This window comes from Rhodococcus sp. IEGM 1372 (assembly GCF_030056835.1).
In the GTDB taxonomy this organism is placed as follows: domain Bacteria; phylum Actinomycetota; class Actinomycetes; order Mycobacteriales; family Mycobacteriaceae; genus Rhodococcoides.
Genome location: NZ_JASHKS010000045.1, coordinates 20,771 through 34,602, shown reverse-complemented (window position 1 = coordinate 34,602; position 13,832 = coordinate 20,771). Strand labels below are relative to the sequence as shown.

At 66.0% G+C, this 13,832-nt stretch carries 16 protein-coding genes; 8 read left to right on the top strand and 8 right to left on the bottom strand.

The genetic code is table 11. The features are described from left to right. Positions 1-70: 70 nt before the first annotated feature. Positions 71-1,438 carry an MFS transporter gene (locus QM590_RS23050; RefSeq protein ID WP_188078774.1) on the bottom strand — a complete coding sequence of 456 codons (1,368 nt, stop codon included), beginning with the start codon at positions 1,436-1,438 and terminating at the stop codon, positions 71-73. A 250-nt stretch (positions 1,439-1,688) separates the two neighbouring features. On the opposite strand from QM590_RS23050, the gene QM590_RS23045 reads away from it, so the two are divergent. Both QM590_RS23045 and QM590_RS23040 read left to right on the top strand, forming a co-directional pair. After that, positions 1,689-2,183: a phage holin family protein gene (locus tag QM590_RS23045; RefSeq protein ID WP_269596530.1), complete on the top strand. Its 495-nt coding sequence runs from the start codon at positions 1,689-1,691 to the stop codon at positions 2,181-2,183. A gap of 22 nt (positions 2,184-2,205) precedes the next feature. Continuing rightward, complete coding sequence (locus QM590_RS23040) at positions 2,206-3,138, top strand: alpha/beta fold hydrolase (protein ID WP_269596529.1); 933 nt, start codon at positions 2,206-2,208, stop codon at positions 3,136-3,138. Here QM590_RS23040 and marP read toward each other — a convergent pair. Genes marP through nth form a run of 4 tightly spaced genes read right to left on the bottom strand, consistent with a single transcriptional unit; the run spans position 3,135 to position 6,377 of the window. Continuing rightward, on the bottom strand, positions 3,135-4,325 hold the full coding sequence (gene marP / locus QM590_RS23035; RefSeq protein ID WP_269596528.1) for an acid resistance serine protease MarP: 1,191 nt from the start codon (positions 4,323-4,325) through the stop codon (positions 3,135-3,137). The genes QM590_RS23040 and marP overlap by 4 nt on opposite strands. Next, positions 4,322-5,008, bottom strand: coding sequence for an NUDIX hydrolase (locus QM590_RS23030; protein WP_094670605.1), 687 nt, complete (start codon positions 5,006-5,008; stop codon positions 4,322-4,324). Before QM590_RS23030 ends, marP begins: the two co-directional genes overlap by 4 nt. Positions 5,009-5,031: 23 nt before the next feature. After that, positions 5,032-5,640 carry a TlpA family protein disulfide reductase gene (locus QM590_RS23025; protein ID WP_269596534.1) on the bottom strand — a complete coding sequence of 203 codons (609 nt, stop codon included), beginning with the start codon at positions 5,638-5,640 and terminating at the stop codon, positions 5,032-5,034. Positions 5,641-5,690: 50 nt separating this feature from the next. Then, positions 5,691-6,377: an endonuclease III gene (nth, locus tag QM590_RS23020; RefSeq protein WP_269596533.1), complete on the bottom strand. Its 687-nt coding sequence runs from the start codon at positions 6,375-6,377 to the stop codon at positions 5,691-5,693. A 173-nt stretch (positions 6,378-6,550) separates the two neighbouring features. Here nth and QM590_RS23015 point away from each other — a divergent pair, with 173 nt between their 5' ends. Together QM590_RS23015 and QM590_RS23010 are read left to right on the top strand one after the other, a co-directional pair. Further along, positions 6,551-6,820, top strand: coding sequence for a hypothetical protein (locus tag QM590_RS23015; RefSeq protein ID WP_068054099.1), 270 nt, complete (start codon positions 6,551-6,553; stop codon positions 6,818-6,820). A gap of 267 nt (positions 6,821-7,087) precedes the next feature. Continuing rightward, positions 7,088-7,762 carry a Crp/Fnr family transcriptional regulator gene (locus QM590_RS23010; protein WP_027494494.1) on the top strand — a complete coding sequence of 225 codons (675 nt, stop codon included), beginning with the start codon at positions 7,088-7,090 and terminating at the stop codon, positions 7,760-7,762. Positions 7,763-7,789: 27 nt separating this feature from the next. On the opposite strand, the gene QM590_RS23005 is transcribed toward QM590_RS23010, so the two are convergent. Next, positions 7,790-8,581, bottom strand: a complete 792-nt coding sequence (locus QM590_RS23005; protein ID WP_149407299.1) for an MBL fold metallo-hydrolase — start codon at positions 8,579-8,581, stop codon at positions 7,790-7,792. Between the two features lie 58 nt (positions 8,582-8,639). Here QM590_RS23005 and QM590_RS23000 point away from each other — a divergent pair, with 58 nt between their 5' ends. Continuing rightward, complete coding sequence (locus QM590_RS23000; protein WP_269596527.1) at positions 8,640-9,494, top strand: Gfo/Idh/MocA family protein; 855 nt, start codon at positions 8,640-8,642, stop codon at positions 9,492-9,494. 90 nt (positions 9,495-9,584) lie between these two features. Here QM590_RS23000 and QM590_RS22995 read toward each other — a convergent pair whose 3' ends face one another. Beyond that, positions 9,585-10,043 (bottom strand): RidA family protein, encoded by a 459-nt coding sequence (locus tag QM590_RS22995; RefSeq protein WP_068054093.1) that lies wholly within the window; start codon positions 10,041-10,043, stop codon positions 9,585-9,587. A 6-nt stretch (positions 10,044-10,049) separates the two neighbouring features. Next, positions 10,050-10,217 carry a Sp36 family protein gene (gene sp36, locus QM590_RS22990; RefSeq protein WP_094638696.1) on the bottom strand — a complete coding sequence of 56 codons (168 nt, stop codon included), beginning with the start codon at positions 10,215-10,217 and terminating at the stop codon, positions 10,050-10,052. A 57-nt stretch (positions 10,218-10,274) separates the two neighbouring features. Between sp36 and QM590_RS22985 the strand changes: the two genes are divergently transcribed. From QM590_RS22985 to bagB, 3 genes are read left to right on the top strand one after another with little or no spacing between them, the layout of a single operon-like run. Beyond that, positions 10,275-11,630 carry a wax ester/triacylglycerol synthase domain-containing protein gene (locus QM590_RS22985; protein ID WP_269596526.1) on the top strand — a complete coding sequence of 452 codons (1,356 nt, stop codon included), beginning with the start codon at positions 10,275-10,277 and terminating at the stop codon, positions 11,628-11,630. Positions 11,631-11,675: 45 nt separating this feature from the next. Further along, complete coding sequence (gene bagA, locus QM590_RS22980; RefSeq protein ID WP_269596525.1) at positions 11,676-12,683, top strand: ATPase BagA; 1,008 nt, start codon at positions 11,676-11,678, stop codon at positions 12,681-12,683. After that, positions 12,680-13,810, top strand: a complete 1,131-nt coding sequence (gene bagB / locus QM590_RS22975; RefSeq protein WP_094638698.1) for an ATPase BagB — start codon at positions 12,680-12,682, stop codon at positions 13,808-13,810. Before bagA ends, bagB begins: the two co-directional genes overlap by 4 nt. The last annotated feature ends 22 nt before the right edge of the window (positions 13,811-13,832 follow it).

Genomic DNA, 13,832 nt, shown 5'->3' with positions numbered 1-13,832 from the left:
CCCGTTGCGACCACCGCTCGAATCCGCCCGACCCCTGCTACGAGTTTCCGCTCACGTGCGGCGCAGCCGCTCACACGCTGTCGAGCGACTGATCCCGTGTTTCTTTCATGATGATCAACGAGATCAGCGTCAACGCTGCGGCGATGGCGAGGTAGACGCCCACCCAGCCGACGCCGTAGCTGCTCACCAGCCAGGTGGCGATGAACGGGGCGACTGCGGCCCCGAGGATCGACGCGGTGTTGTACGAGATTCCCGAGCCCGTGTAGCGCACGTTGGTCGGAAACAGTTCGGGCAGAACGGCACTCATCGGTCCGAAGGTCAGACCCATCAGGCCGAGACCGACGCACATGAACACCAGCATCTTGCCTGCCGACGCGGACGCCGGATCTGCGAACCAGTGGAACGACAGGCCGAACAGCACGATCGCCGTGGTGATGACGATGAGCGTGGGACGGCGGCCGTACTTGTCGGCGAGCAGTCCGGCGACCGGAATCAGAGCCGCGAAGAACAGCACGGCGATGAGCTGCAGTTCCAGGAAGTCGGTGTAGGGAATGGCCAGCTTGGGCCCGTTGACGTCGGAGACCTTGCCCGTTCCGTAGCTGACCACCCACGTGGTCATGATGTAGAAGAGCGTGTAGGTGGCGAGCATGACGAAGGTACCGATGATCAGCTGACGCCAGCTGGTCTTGAACACCTGAGCCAGCGGAGTCTTGACCTTCTGCCCGCGCTCGACGGCCAGCTTGAACACCGGCGTCTCCTCGAGCTTGAGCCGGACGTACAGACCGATGATGACCATGATCGCGCTGAGCAGGAACGGGATTCGCCAGCCCCACGTGAGGAACGCATGGTCGGTGCCGGAGTTAGCAGAATCGTAGCCCGTCGCGATGACGATGAGCAGGAAGATGCCGTTGGCGAAGAAGAAGCCGATGGGCGCGCCCAGCTGCGGGTACATCGCGGCCCAGGCTCGCTTGCCCGGCTTCGCGGTTTCGGTCGCCAGCAATGCTGCACCGCTCCACTCACCACCGAGACCGACACCCTGGGTGAAGCGCATGATCGCCAGCAGGGCCGGTGCCCACAGACCCACCGCGGCGTACGTCGGCAACAGGCCGATCGCGAACGTCGCGACGCCCATCGTGAGCAGGGAGCCGACGAGGGTCGCCTTGCGCCCGATGCGATCACCGAAGTGGCCGAACAGAATCGACCCGATGGGTCGCGCCACGAACGCCAGACCGAAGGTCGCGAACGACGCCAGCAGCGCCGTGGTGTCGTTGCCCGCCGGGAAGAACAGACGCGGGAAGACGAGCACTGCGGCGGTCGCGTAGATGTAGAAGTCGAAGAATTCGATGGACGTGCCGACCATCGACGCGATCACGATGCGTGACCGCGGCACCTGAGGTGCGGGAATTGCGCCGTCGGCGACGGCGTGTGTTGAACTCACGAATGCTCCTGAAAGGGGGAAGTTCCCTGCAAATTACCTGATGAACACCTGAGAATTTCACGACCCGGGCGTGTCCGGTGCCCGATCGGCCAAGATCGGCGAGTTTGCGGGAAGCGGTACCGAGGTACGCGTCCAAACGAGGGCCGAGCGTCGCTCGCCCTTCGCGGAACAGTTAATCTGCTACCCAGGCACTACTGTCGATACGATCTTCCGCACAACACCGAGCAGAGCGATTACAAGGGGTCGAGAGTTGAGCGTCAGCAATGACAAGGGATACGGAAACGGCGTCCCGAACACGATTTCATCGATACCTCTGACCGATGTCGATGCCCGCACCCCTGGTAGCGCCAGCATCGGAAACCTCGTCAAGGACGCCTCCACCCAGGTCTCGACGCTCGTGCGCGCCGAAGTTGCCCTCGCCAAGGCCGAGGTCACCGGTGAGGTCAAGAAGGGGCTGCAGGGCAGCGTCTTCTTCATCATCGCTCTGACGGTTCTGCTGTTCAGCACCTTTTTCTTCTTCTTCTTCGCGGCCGAGCTGCTCGACGTGTGGCTCTACCGTTGGGCCGCATTCCTCATCGTGTTCGCGTTCATGGTGTTGGCTGCGGCGCTGTTCGGATTCCTCGGCTACCGCAGGGTCAAGAAACTGCGCAAGCCCGAGAAGACCATCGACTCGCTCAAGCAGGCGTCGACGGTGCTGCCGAACCAGCACGATTCCATTCCCGGGGTTCCCGGCTACAAGAAGTAGTAGCCCGGGCGAATCGAGCAGTATGAATCAGCCCGATCCGTCCACGGTCCGGTATCCGGGACAGTGGATCCATCGCGACATCCACGCCAACGGAATCCGGTTCCACGTCGTCGAGGTCGGCGAACATGCACCGGACGCACCGCTGGTGGTCCTGCTGCACGGCTTCGCCGACTTCTGGTATTCGTGGCGACACCAACTTGCCGCACTCGCTCGGTCCGGCGTCCGGGCAATCGCCGTCGACCTGCGCGGTTACGGTGACTCCGACAAGCCCCCACGCGGATACGACGGGTGGACACTGGCCGGCGACATCGTCGGACTGGTTCGCGCTCTGGGATACCCGCACGCCACCTTCGTCGGTCACGCCGACGGCGGTCTCGTCTGCTGGGCCAGTGCGGCGTTGCACCCCCGCTTGGTGAGCTCGATGGTGCTGATCAACGCACCGCACCCCATCTCGCTGCGGCGAGCGGTGTTGAAGGATTCGGCGCAACGTGCTGCGTTGCTACCGCATTTCGTTCGCTACCAGGTTCCGCTGCGCCCGGAGAGGCTGCTGACGCGCCGAGGCGGAGCTGCGGTGGGCGAGTTGATGAGCAGCCGCGCCGGGTCCGCGTGGAAGAACACCGAGGACTACGCCGACACCGCAGCCAAGATGAGCTCGGCCATCCGGATTCCGGGTGCTGCGCATTGCGCGCTCGAATATCAGCGCTGGGCGTTCCGTAGCCAGTTCCGCGCCGAGGGACGCCGCTTCATGGCCGCCGTGGACGTACGTACCTCGATTCCCGTCGCGCAGATCAGCGGCGACCTCGACCCGTACGTGCTGCCCACCACCCTCGATCGCGATCGGCACTGGGCACCGGGACTGACGCGTCGAACAGTGCGTGACGTGGGACATTACGTCCACCAGGAAGCACCCGACGTGGTGTCCGAGGAAATCCTGCGCGTAGCGCGCGAGAGCTAGACGACGCAGTCGCCCGTGCCGACCGGCACCGGGGCAGCGAAACTCTGCGCAAGTTCGTCCGCGATCTCCGACGCGGTCAGCACGAATCCGGTGTCGGGGTCGTCGACGGCGGCGCCGAACACGACTCCGAGTACTTCTCCGGACGAGTTGACCAGGGGTCCACCGGAATTGCCCTGCCGCACCGATCCGCGGACGGTGTAGACCTCACGCTGGATGGTTCCGGTGCGGTAGATGTCCGGTCCGCTGAGGTTGATGATCTCGCGGATTCGCGCCGGGCTCGCCGTGTACGGACCGCCGCCGGGGTAACCGAGCACGATCGCGTCGGTACCGGATTCGGCAGGCGTCGGGGCGAAGGTCAGCACCGGTGCCTGCAGCTGTGGAACACGAAGCACGGCAACGTCTTCCTCGGGGTCGAACAGCACGACGTCTGCGTCGAGCGGTCCGTTGGGCGAATCGACGGTCACCTCGGAGGTGCCGGCGACGACGTGCGCGTTGGTCATCACCAGATCGGATCCGACGACGAAACCGGAGCCTTCGAGAGCCTTCTGACAGCTCGGTGCGATGCCGTTGATCTTGATGACACTCGATTGCAGTTCCACCGGAACAGGTCCCGCGGCGATACCGGAGTCGGGCGCGGCGACTTCGGCGACCGGGGTGCGACCGAACGGTCCGATGACGTCCGGCAGTCCGGAGGTGTCGAGCAACGCCGAGAATTCCTCGGGTACCTGCCGCAGCCAGTCGGGTGCCACCTGATCGACCTGACCGAGCACCGACGACCCGCGCACCGCACTGGCCACCTCGGGCTGCGAGGACGACGTCAGCGGAATGGCCAGCAGCCACGCAGCGGCGAGCACCGCCACCGCCTGCAACCCGGCTCCGACCGTGCTGTCGACGGATCTCGCAGCGCGCGAATGTATTCCGCTGCGCAAGGCCCGCCCGAGGACCATTCCGGCGACTTCACCGACGATCACCAACACCACGATCAGTGCGATACCGACGAACACCCGCGTCCGCGCACCGTCGACGTGCTCGAGCACGTGCGGTGCCACCAGAATGCCGGCAACGGCACCGAGGACGACCCCCAGAAACGCCAGCGCCGACGCCACCGCCCCCTGCCGCCATCCCGACGACGCCGCCAGCAGTGCGATGGCGATCACCGCGATATCGACCCACCCTGAACCCGTCACCGATCGAGCCTCGCTCCTACCGCAGTCAAGCTGGCCTCCAGATCGCGTATGTCCCCCGTGTCCCACTCGGGCTCCCAGCCCGATACAGCCAGCAGACCCGCCAGGATACCGCCCGTGAATCCCCACACCAGCATTCCCTGCACGGCGAACGCCGGGCCCTGGTAGCCCGCAGGGTGGCGCACCTGAAATCGATTGTCCGGATCGAGCAACTCGCGCAATGGAACTCGCACCACTCGCTCGGTCTCCCCGGGATCGACGACGCGCACCGGGGTCGGTCGCTCCCAGTACGAGAGCACCGGAACCACATCGAAGCGCGACGGCGGAACGTAGATGCCCGGCATCGTCGCCAGTGGCACGACGCCTGCCGGATCGAGTCCGGTTTCCTCCTGCGCCTCGCGCAGTGCCGTGCCGACCGGGCCGTCGTCGCCCGGGTCGGTGGCTCCGCCGGGGAAGGCGATCTGCCCGCTGTGATCTCGCAGCGTCGACGCGCGCTGAGTCAGCAGGACGTCGGCGTCGGCGGGCAATCCACCGGGCGAGGTGGGATCTGCGGAGGCGGGGCCGCCGAACAGCACCAGCACAGCGGCGGACCGCGGTCGGTCGGACGGCGGTGCCTGACGCTGCAGCACTGGGTTGATGCCGGTGGTGTCGGTCAGTCCGCCGGCCCTGCCTGCCACGTCGAGCATGCGTCCGAGCCAGTCGGGTGCGCTCACGAGTCGACTCCGAGGTTCACGCGTACGGCGTCGGCGATCTCGTCGACGCTACGGAAAGGTTGTGGCAGCACCTTGGCGACAGTGCCATCCGCAGATATCAAAACGGAAACGGGCAGCACGTTGGGTGCTCCGACGGCGGCGACGACGCGGCCGCCTCCGTCCTGAACGCCGGGCAGGGTGACGCCGTAATCGGTCAGCCGAGTCAGGCCGTTGGCCTCGTTGGCGTCGTTGTGGACGGTCAGGACCTCGATCTTCTCGCCTGCCCGGTCGGCGTACTGCTGCAGATAGGGCAGCTCTTCGGCGCACGGGCCACACCAGTACGCCCAGATGTTGAGCAAAGCAGGGCGGCCCGCGAGTGCCTGCCCGAGGTCGACGTACGAGCCGTCGCCGATGCATTCGAGGGTGATGCCCGTCAACGGGCCCGCGGCGTTGCCCGACGCCGTGGGGCATGCGGCAAGACCGGCGTCCTGACGCAGTGGTGCGAGCGCCTCGGGGGTGTCGACTGCACGACGCTCGTCCGTGCTCGGCGTTCGCTGCCCGAGGCCGGGCGAATCCATGGGCTGCGCGGTCGGCGCGTCGCTCCGGGGCCACAGCGCGTAGACCATCCCGACCACCAGGATCAGAGCGACGAGTGACCACCGCAGGGCAGATTTGTTCACGGCACGATTCCGGCGAGAGCGAGAAGGTGATCGGTTTCCGGGCCCTTCACCAACGCAGCTGCGGTTGCGGGGTCGGTCGGACCGGTCCCGAACGAGGGGCAGTCCTTGGCGAGGATGCACACCCCACAGGCGGGTGTACGAGCGTGGCAGACGCGTCGACCGTGAAAGATGACTCGATGCGAGAGCAGCGTCCACTCCTTGCGCTCGATGAGTGCGCCTACGGCGTGCTCGACCTTGACCGGGTCCTGCTCCTCGGTCCACTGCCAGCGCCGTACGAGCCGTCCGAAATGGGTGTCGACGGTGATTCCCGGAACATCGAAGGCATTGCCGAGAACCACGTTGGCCGTCTTGCGGCCGATCCCGGGGAGCGTGACGAGGTCCTTCAGCGTCGCGGGCACCTCGCCGTCGAAGTTCTCCAGCAACTTCTGCCCGAGTCCGATCAGCGAGTTGGCCTTGTTCCGATAGAAGCCGGTGGTGCGGATGAACTCCTCGAGTTCGGTCCGGTCGGCCTCGGCGTAGTCACGGGCTGTGCGGTATCTCACGAACAGTGCCGGGGTGACCATGTTGACGCGCTTGTCGGTGCACTGCGCGGACAGGATGGTCGCGACGGCCAGTTCCAGCGGCGTGGTGAAGTCGAGTTCGCAGTACACATGCGGGAAGGCAGTGTTCAGCGTCCGGTTCATTCGCCGAGCTCTACGCACGAGCCCGAGGTGCGTCTCCTCGCGTTTGCGCACGTCGGGGCGTTTCGGAGCTGTCGAATCCACTCCACAACTGTACGGACAAGAATGCGTAACGTTCCTCGCGGCAGCAGCGGACCGTGTTTGTATCGAGATCTTTTCGGTGTTAACTGGCCGGTATGCAAGGACTCGCCGTGGTGCTCTTTCCGGTACTACTCATGCTCTTCGCACTCGCGATGGAACGCGTCGAGTTTCGTCTGAGCAAGCTCGGCGTCCGGGAGCAAGAAGTGCAGGAATTCCTCGATCAGGCGAGCAAGTCCGAGGTCGCCACTCTGGCGAACGAGGGCTTCCCGCACGCATTGGCCCGGTTTAACACCCGCAAACGCCGCCAGACCCCGCCGCGGACCATCGACACGCGCGACGGCCTGGCCGACCAACGAGCCAGTTGAGCGCGCGTTTCGTCCCATTGGTCGTAATTTGGATGAATTTCGGGTGAACGGGAACACACGCCCGAGTCCTCTGGCAACCTGTGGTGGCGTCGATCACTCGGTTTTCACCGACTCGAAGTAGACTCCCCTGAGGTAATTGTTGTGTTTGATCATCGGATCGGCGTCGACGCCTGAACTGCACCGCAGTTCGGTGCATGGCACGAACTGAGTACAAACGCTTTCGGTGGTGCGGGTTTCCGCGACACCGACATCCCAAAAGGAGCGCAAGTGGACGACGTCCTGGCACGGGCCGGCATCTTCCAAGGAGTCGAACCCTCTGCGGTTGCGGCACTGACGAAGCAGCTGCAGCCTGTCGATTTCCCCCGTGGGCACGTGGTGTTCAACGAGGGTGAGCCCGGAGACCGGCTCTACATCATCGTTTCGGGCAAGATCAAGCTCGGGCGACGCTCCCCCGACGGCCGCGAGAACCTGCTGACGATCATGGGACCGTCGGACATGTTCGGTGAGTTGTCGATCTTCGACCCCGGCCCCCGTACGTCCTCGGCCACCACGGTCACCGAGGTGCGCGCGGTCAGCATGGATCGCGCCGCGCTCAAGGACTGGATCGATCAGCGCCCCGAGATCGCCGAGCAGTTGCTGCGCGTCCTGGCTCGCCGGTTGCGTCGCACCAACAACAACCTGGCCGACCTCATCTTCACCGACGTTCCCGGACGTGTCGCGAAGGCGCTGCTCCAGCTGGCCCAGCGCTTCGGCACCCAGGAAGCGGGCTCGCTGCGCGTGACCCACGACCTGACACAGGAAGAGATCGCTCAGCTCGTCGGTGCCTCGCGCGAGACCGTCAACAAGGCACTGGCCGACTTCGCACACCGCGGCTGGCTGCGCCTCGAAGGCAAGTCCGTGCTGATCTCGGACTCCGAGCGTCTGGCACGCCGAGCTCGCTAGGCCGAGTTCCGTCGAGACAGCAGCTCGCTAGCTCTCGCGGAGGTAGGCCAGCTGCGTCTTGACCGACATCCGCGCAGCCGGCCACAACTTCTTGTCCACGTCGGAATAGACGTGCCGTACCACCTGCATCGGTTTCGCGTTCTCGCCGATCTCGGCGAGCGCCGAGCGAACCTGATCCAGCCGCTGCCGACGGTGGGCGCGATACGCTCGCGCCACCTCGGCGGTGTCCGGTAACTCCGGCCCGTGCCCGGGAAGTACCGTCTTCCCCGCACCGGCCGCTTCGAGCCGGTCCAACGACTGCAGATAGTCCGCGAGCGAACCGTCCTTCGGGTCCAGCACCGTCGTGCCGCGACCGAGGACGGTATCTCCTGTCAGGATCGCGTCGTCCAACACGAAACTCACCGAATCCGCGGTGTGACCGGGCGTGTGCAGAACCTCGATGCGCAGCCCGGCTGCCTCGATGACCTCCCCGTGGGCCAGCGTTGCGCCGCCCCCGTGCAGGAACTTCTCCCCGACCGCACGCACCGGAGCCGCCGTCTTTCGGTGAAACCGCTTCAGCCCAGCAGTGTGATCGGCGTGGCGATGGGTCACCAGCGTCAGCACCACCGTGCCCGACGCGGCGACGGCGTCGAGATGGGCTTTGTCCTTCGGCCCGGGATCGACCACGATGCACTCGTCCGACCCCGGCGCCTGCAGAATCCAGGTGTTCGTCCCGTCGAGCGTCATCTTGCCCGGGTTGTCGGCAAGCAGAACCGACGCGGTGGGCGTCACCTGCCGGAGAAGTCCGTACGCGGGATGCTGGGGGTTCGAGTCGGCCATGAAAGTACTGTAGGTCGCCTACTCCACGCGGTGTCCGGGAGGACTACCGTCGATATTCATGAAGGTCGGACTCGTCGGAGCTGGGCCCTGGGCCCGTAAGACTCAAGCCCCCTCGCTACTCGCCCATCCCGCCATCGACTTCGCCGGAGCATGGGCGCGTAGACCCGAAGCGGCAGCCGATCTGGGGGCACCGGTCTTCGAATCGTTCGACGACCTGCTGGGTGCCGTCGATGCGGTGGCGTTCGCGGTACCACCGGCCGTGCAAGCCGGGTACGCCCTCCGCGCGGTGCAGGCAGGCAAACATGTGTTGCTGGACAAGCCGATTGCCGCAACAATGGCCGAGGCCGAAGAACTGGCCGCGGCAGTGACGGCCGCAGGCGTCCGCTCGATGGTGACGCTGACGCTCCGGTTCGCCCCGGAGACAAGGCAATTCCTCGACGAGGTCGCCGGACGACCGTGGGCAGCGGGCTCGGGAACCTGGTTCTCCGGTGCCGTCCTCGGTGGGGCGTACGCGAACTCGCAGTGGCGACACGACGACGGGGCGATCCTCGACATCGGCCCGCACGTGTTCGATCTGCTCGACGCCGCACTGGGAACCATTGTCCGCGTTGCCTACTCGCACCGCGAGGTGGCGTCGGACAGTTGGACCGTGGTGCTCGAGCACGAGGGCGGTGCAACGAGCACCGTGCAACTGTCGCTGCGGACGCCGATCATGCCGTCCCTGATGCGCATCGAGCTCAGCGGCACCGACGGTATCGCCACGCTCACCGATCGATCGACCTCGTCGACCGACTGCTTCGCCGTCCTGCTGGACGAATTCCTCGAGTCGGTCGACAAGGGTGTCGATCACGAATGCTCGGTACACCGAGGCCTACACCTGCAGAAGGTGATCAGTGCGGCTGCGCCCCAGTGACATGTGCGGCTGCGCCCCAGTGACATGTGCGGCTGCGCCCCAGTGGCGTGGTTGAGTGCCCCAGAGGGCACCTAGCCACACCACTGCGCGTCAGCGCAGTTCGACGATGAGCTCCACTTCCACCGAAGCACCGAGTGGCAGTTCGGCGACACCCACGGCCGAGCGCGCATGCTTGCCCGCATCGCCGAAGATCTCACCGATGACGTTCGACGCCCCGTTGATCACCCCGGGCTGGCCGGTGAATCCCGGAGCGGAGGCCACGAAGCCGACCGCCTTGATCACTCGGGCCACCGAATCGATGCCGACGAGCGCGTGCACGGCGGCGAGCGCATTCAGGGCGCAGAGGCGCGCCGCTGCGGTGGCGTCCTCAGCGGTGACGTCGCCGCCGACCTTGCCCACCGACGTCAGGTTTCCGTCCACGATCGGCAACTGGCCGGAGGTGTGGACGAGCGAGCCCACCTGCACCGCCGGGACGTACGCCGCCAGCGGCGGGACGACGTCGGGCAGCTCGATGCCCAGCTCGGACAGTCGTTCGCTCCAATTCGCCACGCGCGCTCAGACCTTCGGGCGCTTGAAGTACGCGACCAACGTGTCTCCGCCGTTGGGTCCCGCCATGATCGTGACGAGCTCCCAGCCCTCGGAGCCGTAGTTGTCGAGAATCTGCTTGGTGGCGTGAATCAGGACCGGCGCGGTGAAGTACTCCCAGATGATCTTTTCGCTCATGACTGGTGAGCCTATCGTTCGGTTCCACCGGCGCGGTGCCGGAACTACAGTCGTCGCATGGATCGGCTCGATATCAAGGACGCCATCTATCACTTCGCGCGTGACCGCGGTGATTCTCGAGACCAGTTCTCACTGACGGCGTTCGACTCGGTCGGACGCCCCGCGCCCTCGTTCGACGAGATCGTCGCGCACGTGGAGGCCCGCGCACCGCTGGTCCCCGGCCTGGGACTGCGGCTCCGGGAGGCACCGCTGAATCTGGACTATCCGCGATGGGTACCCGATACGTCCCCGCTGTCCGAACGGATGTCGGATCACGATCTCGGCGGTGCGCCCTGGGCCGACTTCGAGATCTTGATGGGCGACCTGCTCCGCACTCGGCTCGATCTCCGAGAGCACTCCTGGCACCTGCACGTGGTCCGTGGAATCGGTTCTGCTCCGCTGATGCAGGGTGCCGTCACGGTGGCGATACTGCAGGTCGGGCACGCCCTGACCGATGGGCTGGGCGTATCGAGGATGGTTCGCGCACTGTTCGAGCCAGTGTCCGCGACAGGTGCGGCTCTGTCGCCGGAGACCGAGCCCAGGCGAGAGAACGCCGTCGTCAGCGTTCTCGGCGCGGTGGTCCGAGCACCGGTCGATCTCGTTCGATCACGGTGGGAGGCCCGTCGAGCTGTTCGCGCCTACCGGGGGTCGCAGCCCGGCCCGCCGTCGGTGCCGGCCACGGCGCTGAACCGGGCCGTAGGGCCGTATCGAGTCGTTCGCATAGTGCCGATGCAGAAGACGGAAGTTCGCGCGGGTGCCGCGTCGGTGACGGTGTCCGCTCTGTGTGCCGTCGGCTCGTGCCTCGACCAATATCTCGGCGACGGCGACGAGCCGCTGTCCGCGACCGGGGGCACCGTCGCGGCGTTCGTCCCGATGGCCCTACCGGGCGACGTGGAGTGGCCGGCAGCGAATCGAGCGGTGGTCGGAACGGTCGACCTCCACGTCGGAGAACCCGATATCGCGAAGCGAGCCGAGCTGATCACTCGGTCGCTCGCGGCCGAACGAGCCAGAGTGACGGCTGCACCGCTGCTCCGCGTCGCGCGCGCGGACGAGCGAGTGCCTGCACCGATCGTCCGGTTCGTGCAGGGACGCCGATTCCGACAAAGCGACCGCACTCCGTCGTTCGTCGGTGCTCAGACGACCGTCGTCAGTGTCGACCGTGGCCGCGCGGACCTCGAGCTGTGTGGTGCCGTCGCGCGTTTCTCGGCAGGCTTTCCGTTCCTCGAAGACGGCCGGTGTCTCAATCACGGAATCTTCGGCCTCGGCGACGTGGTGACGATCGCGATGGTCGCCTGTCCCGACGCAGTACCGAATCTCGACGCGTACACCCAGGGATTGGTCGACCGACTCCGCCGACACTCCGAGCAGAGTTAGACACTTCGGTCGGACGCCCGGGGACGACCTCTATATGGTCGGGGTGTGGGCATAGCGAACGAAGAGGGATGGCCGGCGAAGGCAGATGCCGCGCGGCTGCATTTCGTATCCGGTAAGGGCGGGACCGGCAAGACGACGGTCGCTGCCGCATTGGCACTGGCGCTCGCAGCCGGTGGTCGACGGGTGTTGCTGGTGGAGGTCGAGGGCAGGCAGGGCATCGCGCAGCTGTTCGACGTGCCGCAGCTTCCGCCCAAGGAGACACGCGTCGCCTCGGCGGACGGCGGCGGCGAGGTCTACGCACTGGCCATCGACATCGAGACCGCGTTCCTCGAATACCTCGAGATGTTCTACAACCTCGGCTTCGCCGGCCGCGCGATGCGCAAGATCGGTGCCATCGAATTCGCAACGACCATCGCACCGGGTCTGCGCGACGTGCTGCTGACCGGCAAGGTCAAGGAATGTGTGGTGCGGACCGACAAGAAGGGCAACCGGGCCTACGACGAGATCGTCGTCGACTCGCCGCCGACCGGACGCATCGGAAACTTCCTCGACGTCACCAAGGCCATGGCCGACCTGGCCAAGGGCGGACCGGTTCGTTCGCAGAGCGAGGGTGTGGTGCGGTTGCTGCACTCGGCCGACACCGTCGTACACCTGGTGACGTTGCTCGAGGCACTGCCGGTGCAGGAGACGGCCGACGCGGTGCGTGAGCTAGAGGCGGCAGATCTTCGACTCGGCGCGGTCATCGTCAATCGCACCGAACCGACGTACCTGCCCGCCGAGTCGCTCGAGGCCATCGCCGAGGGCGAGATCGATGCCGTCGCCATTCAGGACGGTCTCGCCAAGACCGGAATCACGTTGTCCGAGGCGGACTTCGCGGGGTTGCTCACCGAATCGATCGAGCACGCGGCAACGCTCTCGGCTCAGGTGGAGAGCGCAACCACGCTCGACGAACTCGACGTCGCGCGGATGACGCTGCCGATGTTGGCCGATGGTGTCGATCTCGGCGGCTTGTACGAGCTCGCCGCCAAGCTTGCAGAACAGGGTGTCCGATGACTCGACCAGTAGCAACCGAACTCGATGTCGACCGCATCCTGACCGATCCCACGTCGCGGATCGTCGTCGTCTGCGGGGCCGGCGGAGTCGGCAAGACCACCACCGCGGCTGCGATGGCGCTGCGCGCTGCCGAGCAGGGCAGGCGGGTGGTGGTGCTGACGATCGATCCGGCCCGTCGCCTGGCTCAGGCTCTCGGTCTCGGCGATCTCGACAACAGCCCACAGCCGGTGAAGTTGGGTGCCGGTGCCAAGGGTGAACTGCACGCGATGATGCTGAACATGCGACGCACGTTCGACGAGATGGTCATCGAGCACTCGACGCCGGAGAAGGCCGAGCAGGTGCTGGCCAATCCGTTCTATCAGACTGTGGCGTCGTCGTTTTCGGGCACGCAGGAGTACATGGCGATGGAGAAGTTGGGGCAGTTGTCCCTGGACTCGTCGTGGGATCTGATCGTGGTGGACACTCCGCCGTCGCGCAATGCACTGGACTTCCTCGATGCGCCGCAGCGACTCGGCTCGTTCCTCGACGGCCGTTTCATCCGGCTGCTCACCGCTCCCGGCCGCGGCATCACCCGCGTGGTCACCAGCGCGATGAGCTTGGCCATGCGCGGCGTCTCGACGGTGATCGGTAGCCAAATGCTGTCCGACGCATCAGCTTTCGTGCAATCACTGGATTCCATGTTCGGCGGCTTCCGCGAGCGGGCGACGCGTACCTACCAGTTGCTTCGCGAGGACGGCACCAGCTTCCTCGTCGTCGCTGCCGCAGAACCCGACGCGCTGCGCGAGGCAGCCTTCTTCGTCGAGCGCTTGTCTGCGGAGAAGATGCCCCTGGCCGGGTTGGTGGTGAACCGGACGCACCCGACGCTGTCGTCGGTGCAGGCCGATCACGCCGCGACGGCGGCCGATCTACTCGATCGGATCGACGACCCGGGTGCGGATCTGACCGCCGCTGTCCTCCGGATCCACGCTCAGCGCGCCGTGACGGCAGCGCGTGAGGTGCGGTTGCTTCGCCGGTTCACCGGCGCGCACCCCCGCGTGCCCATCGTCGGTGTTCCGTCATTGCCGTTCGAGGTCTCCGACCTCGCCGCGCTGCGTGCAGTGGCCGATCAGCTGACTCGCAAAGGCTGAATCGGCCCTGCCCGGCAAGCGG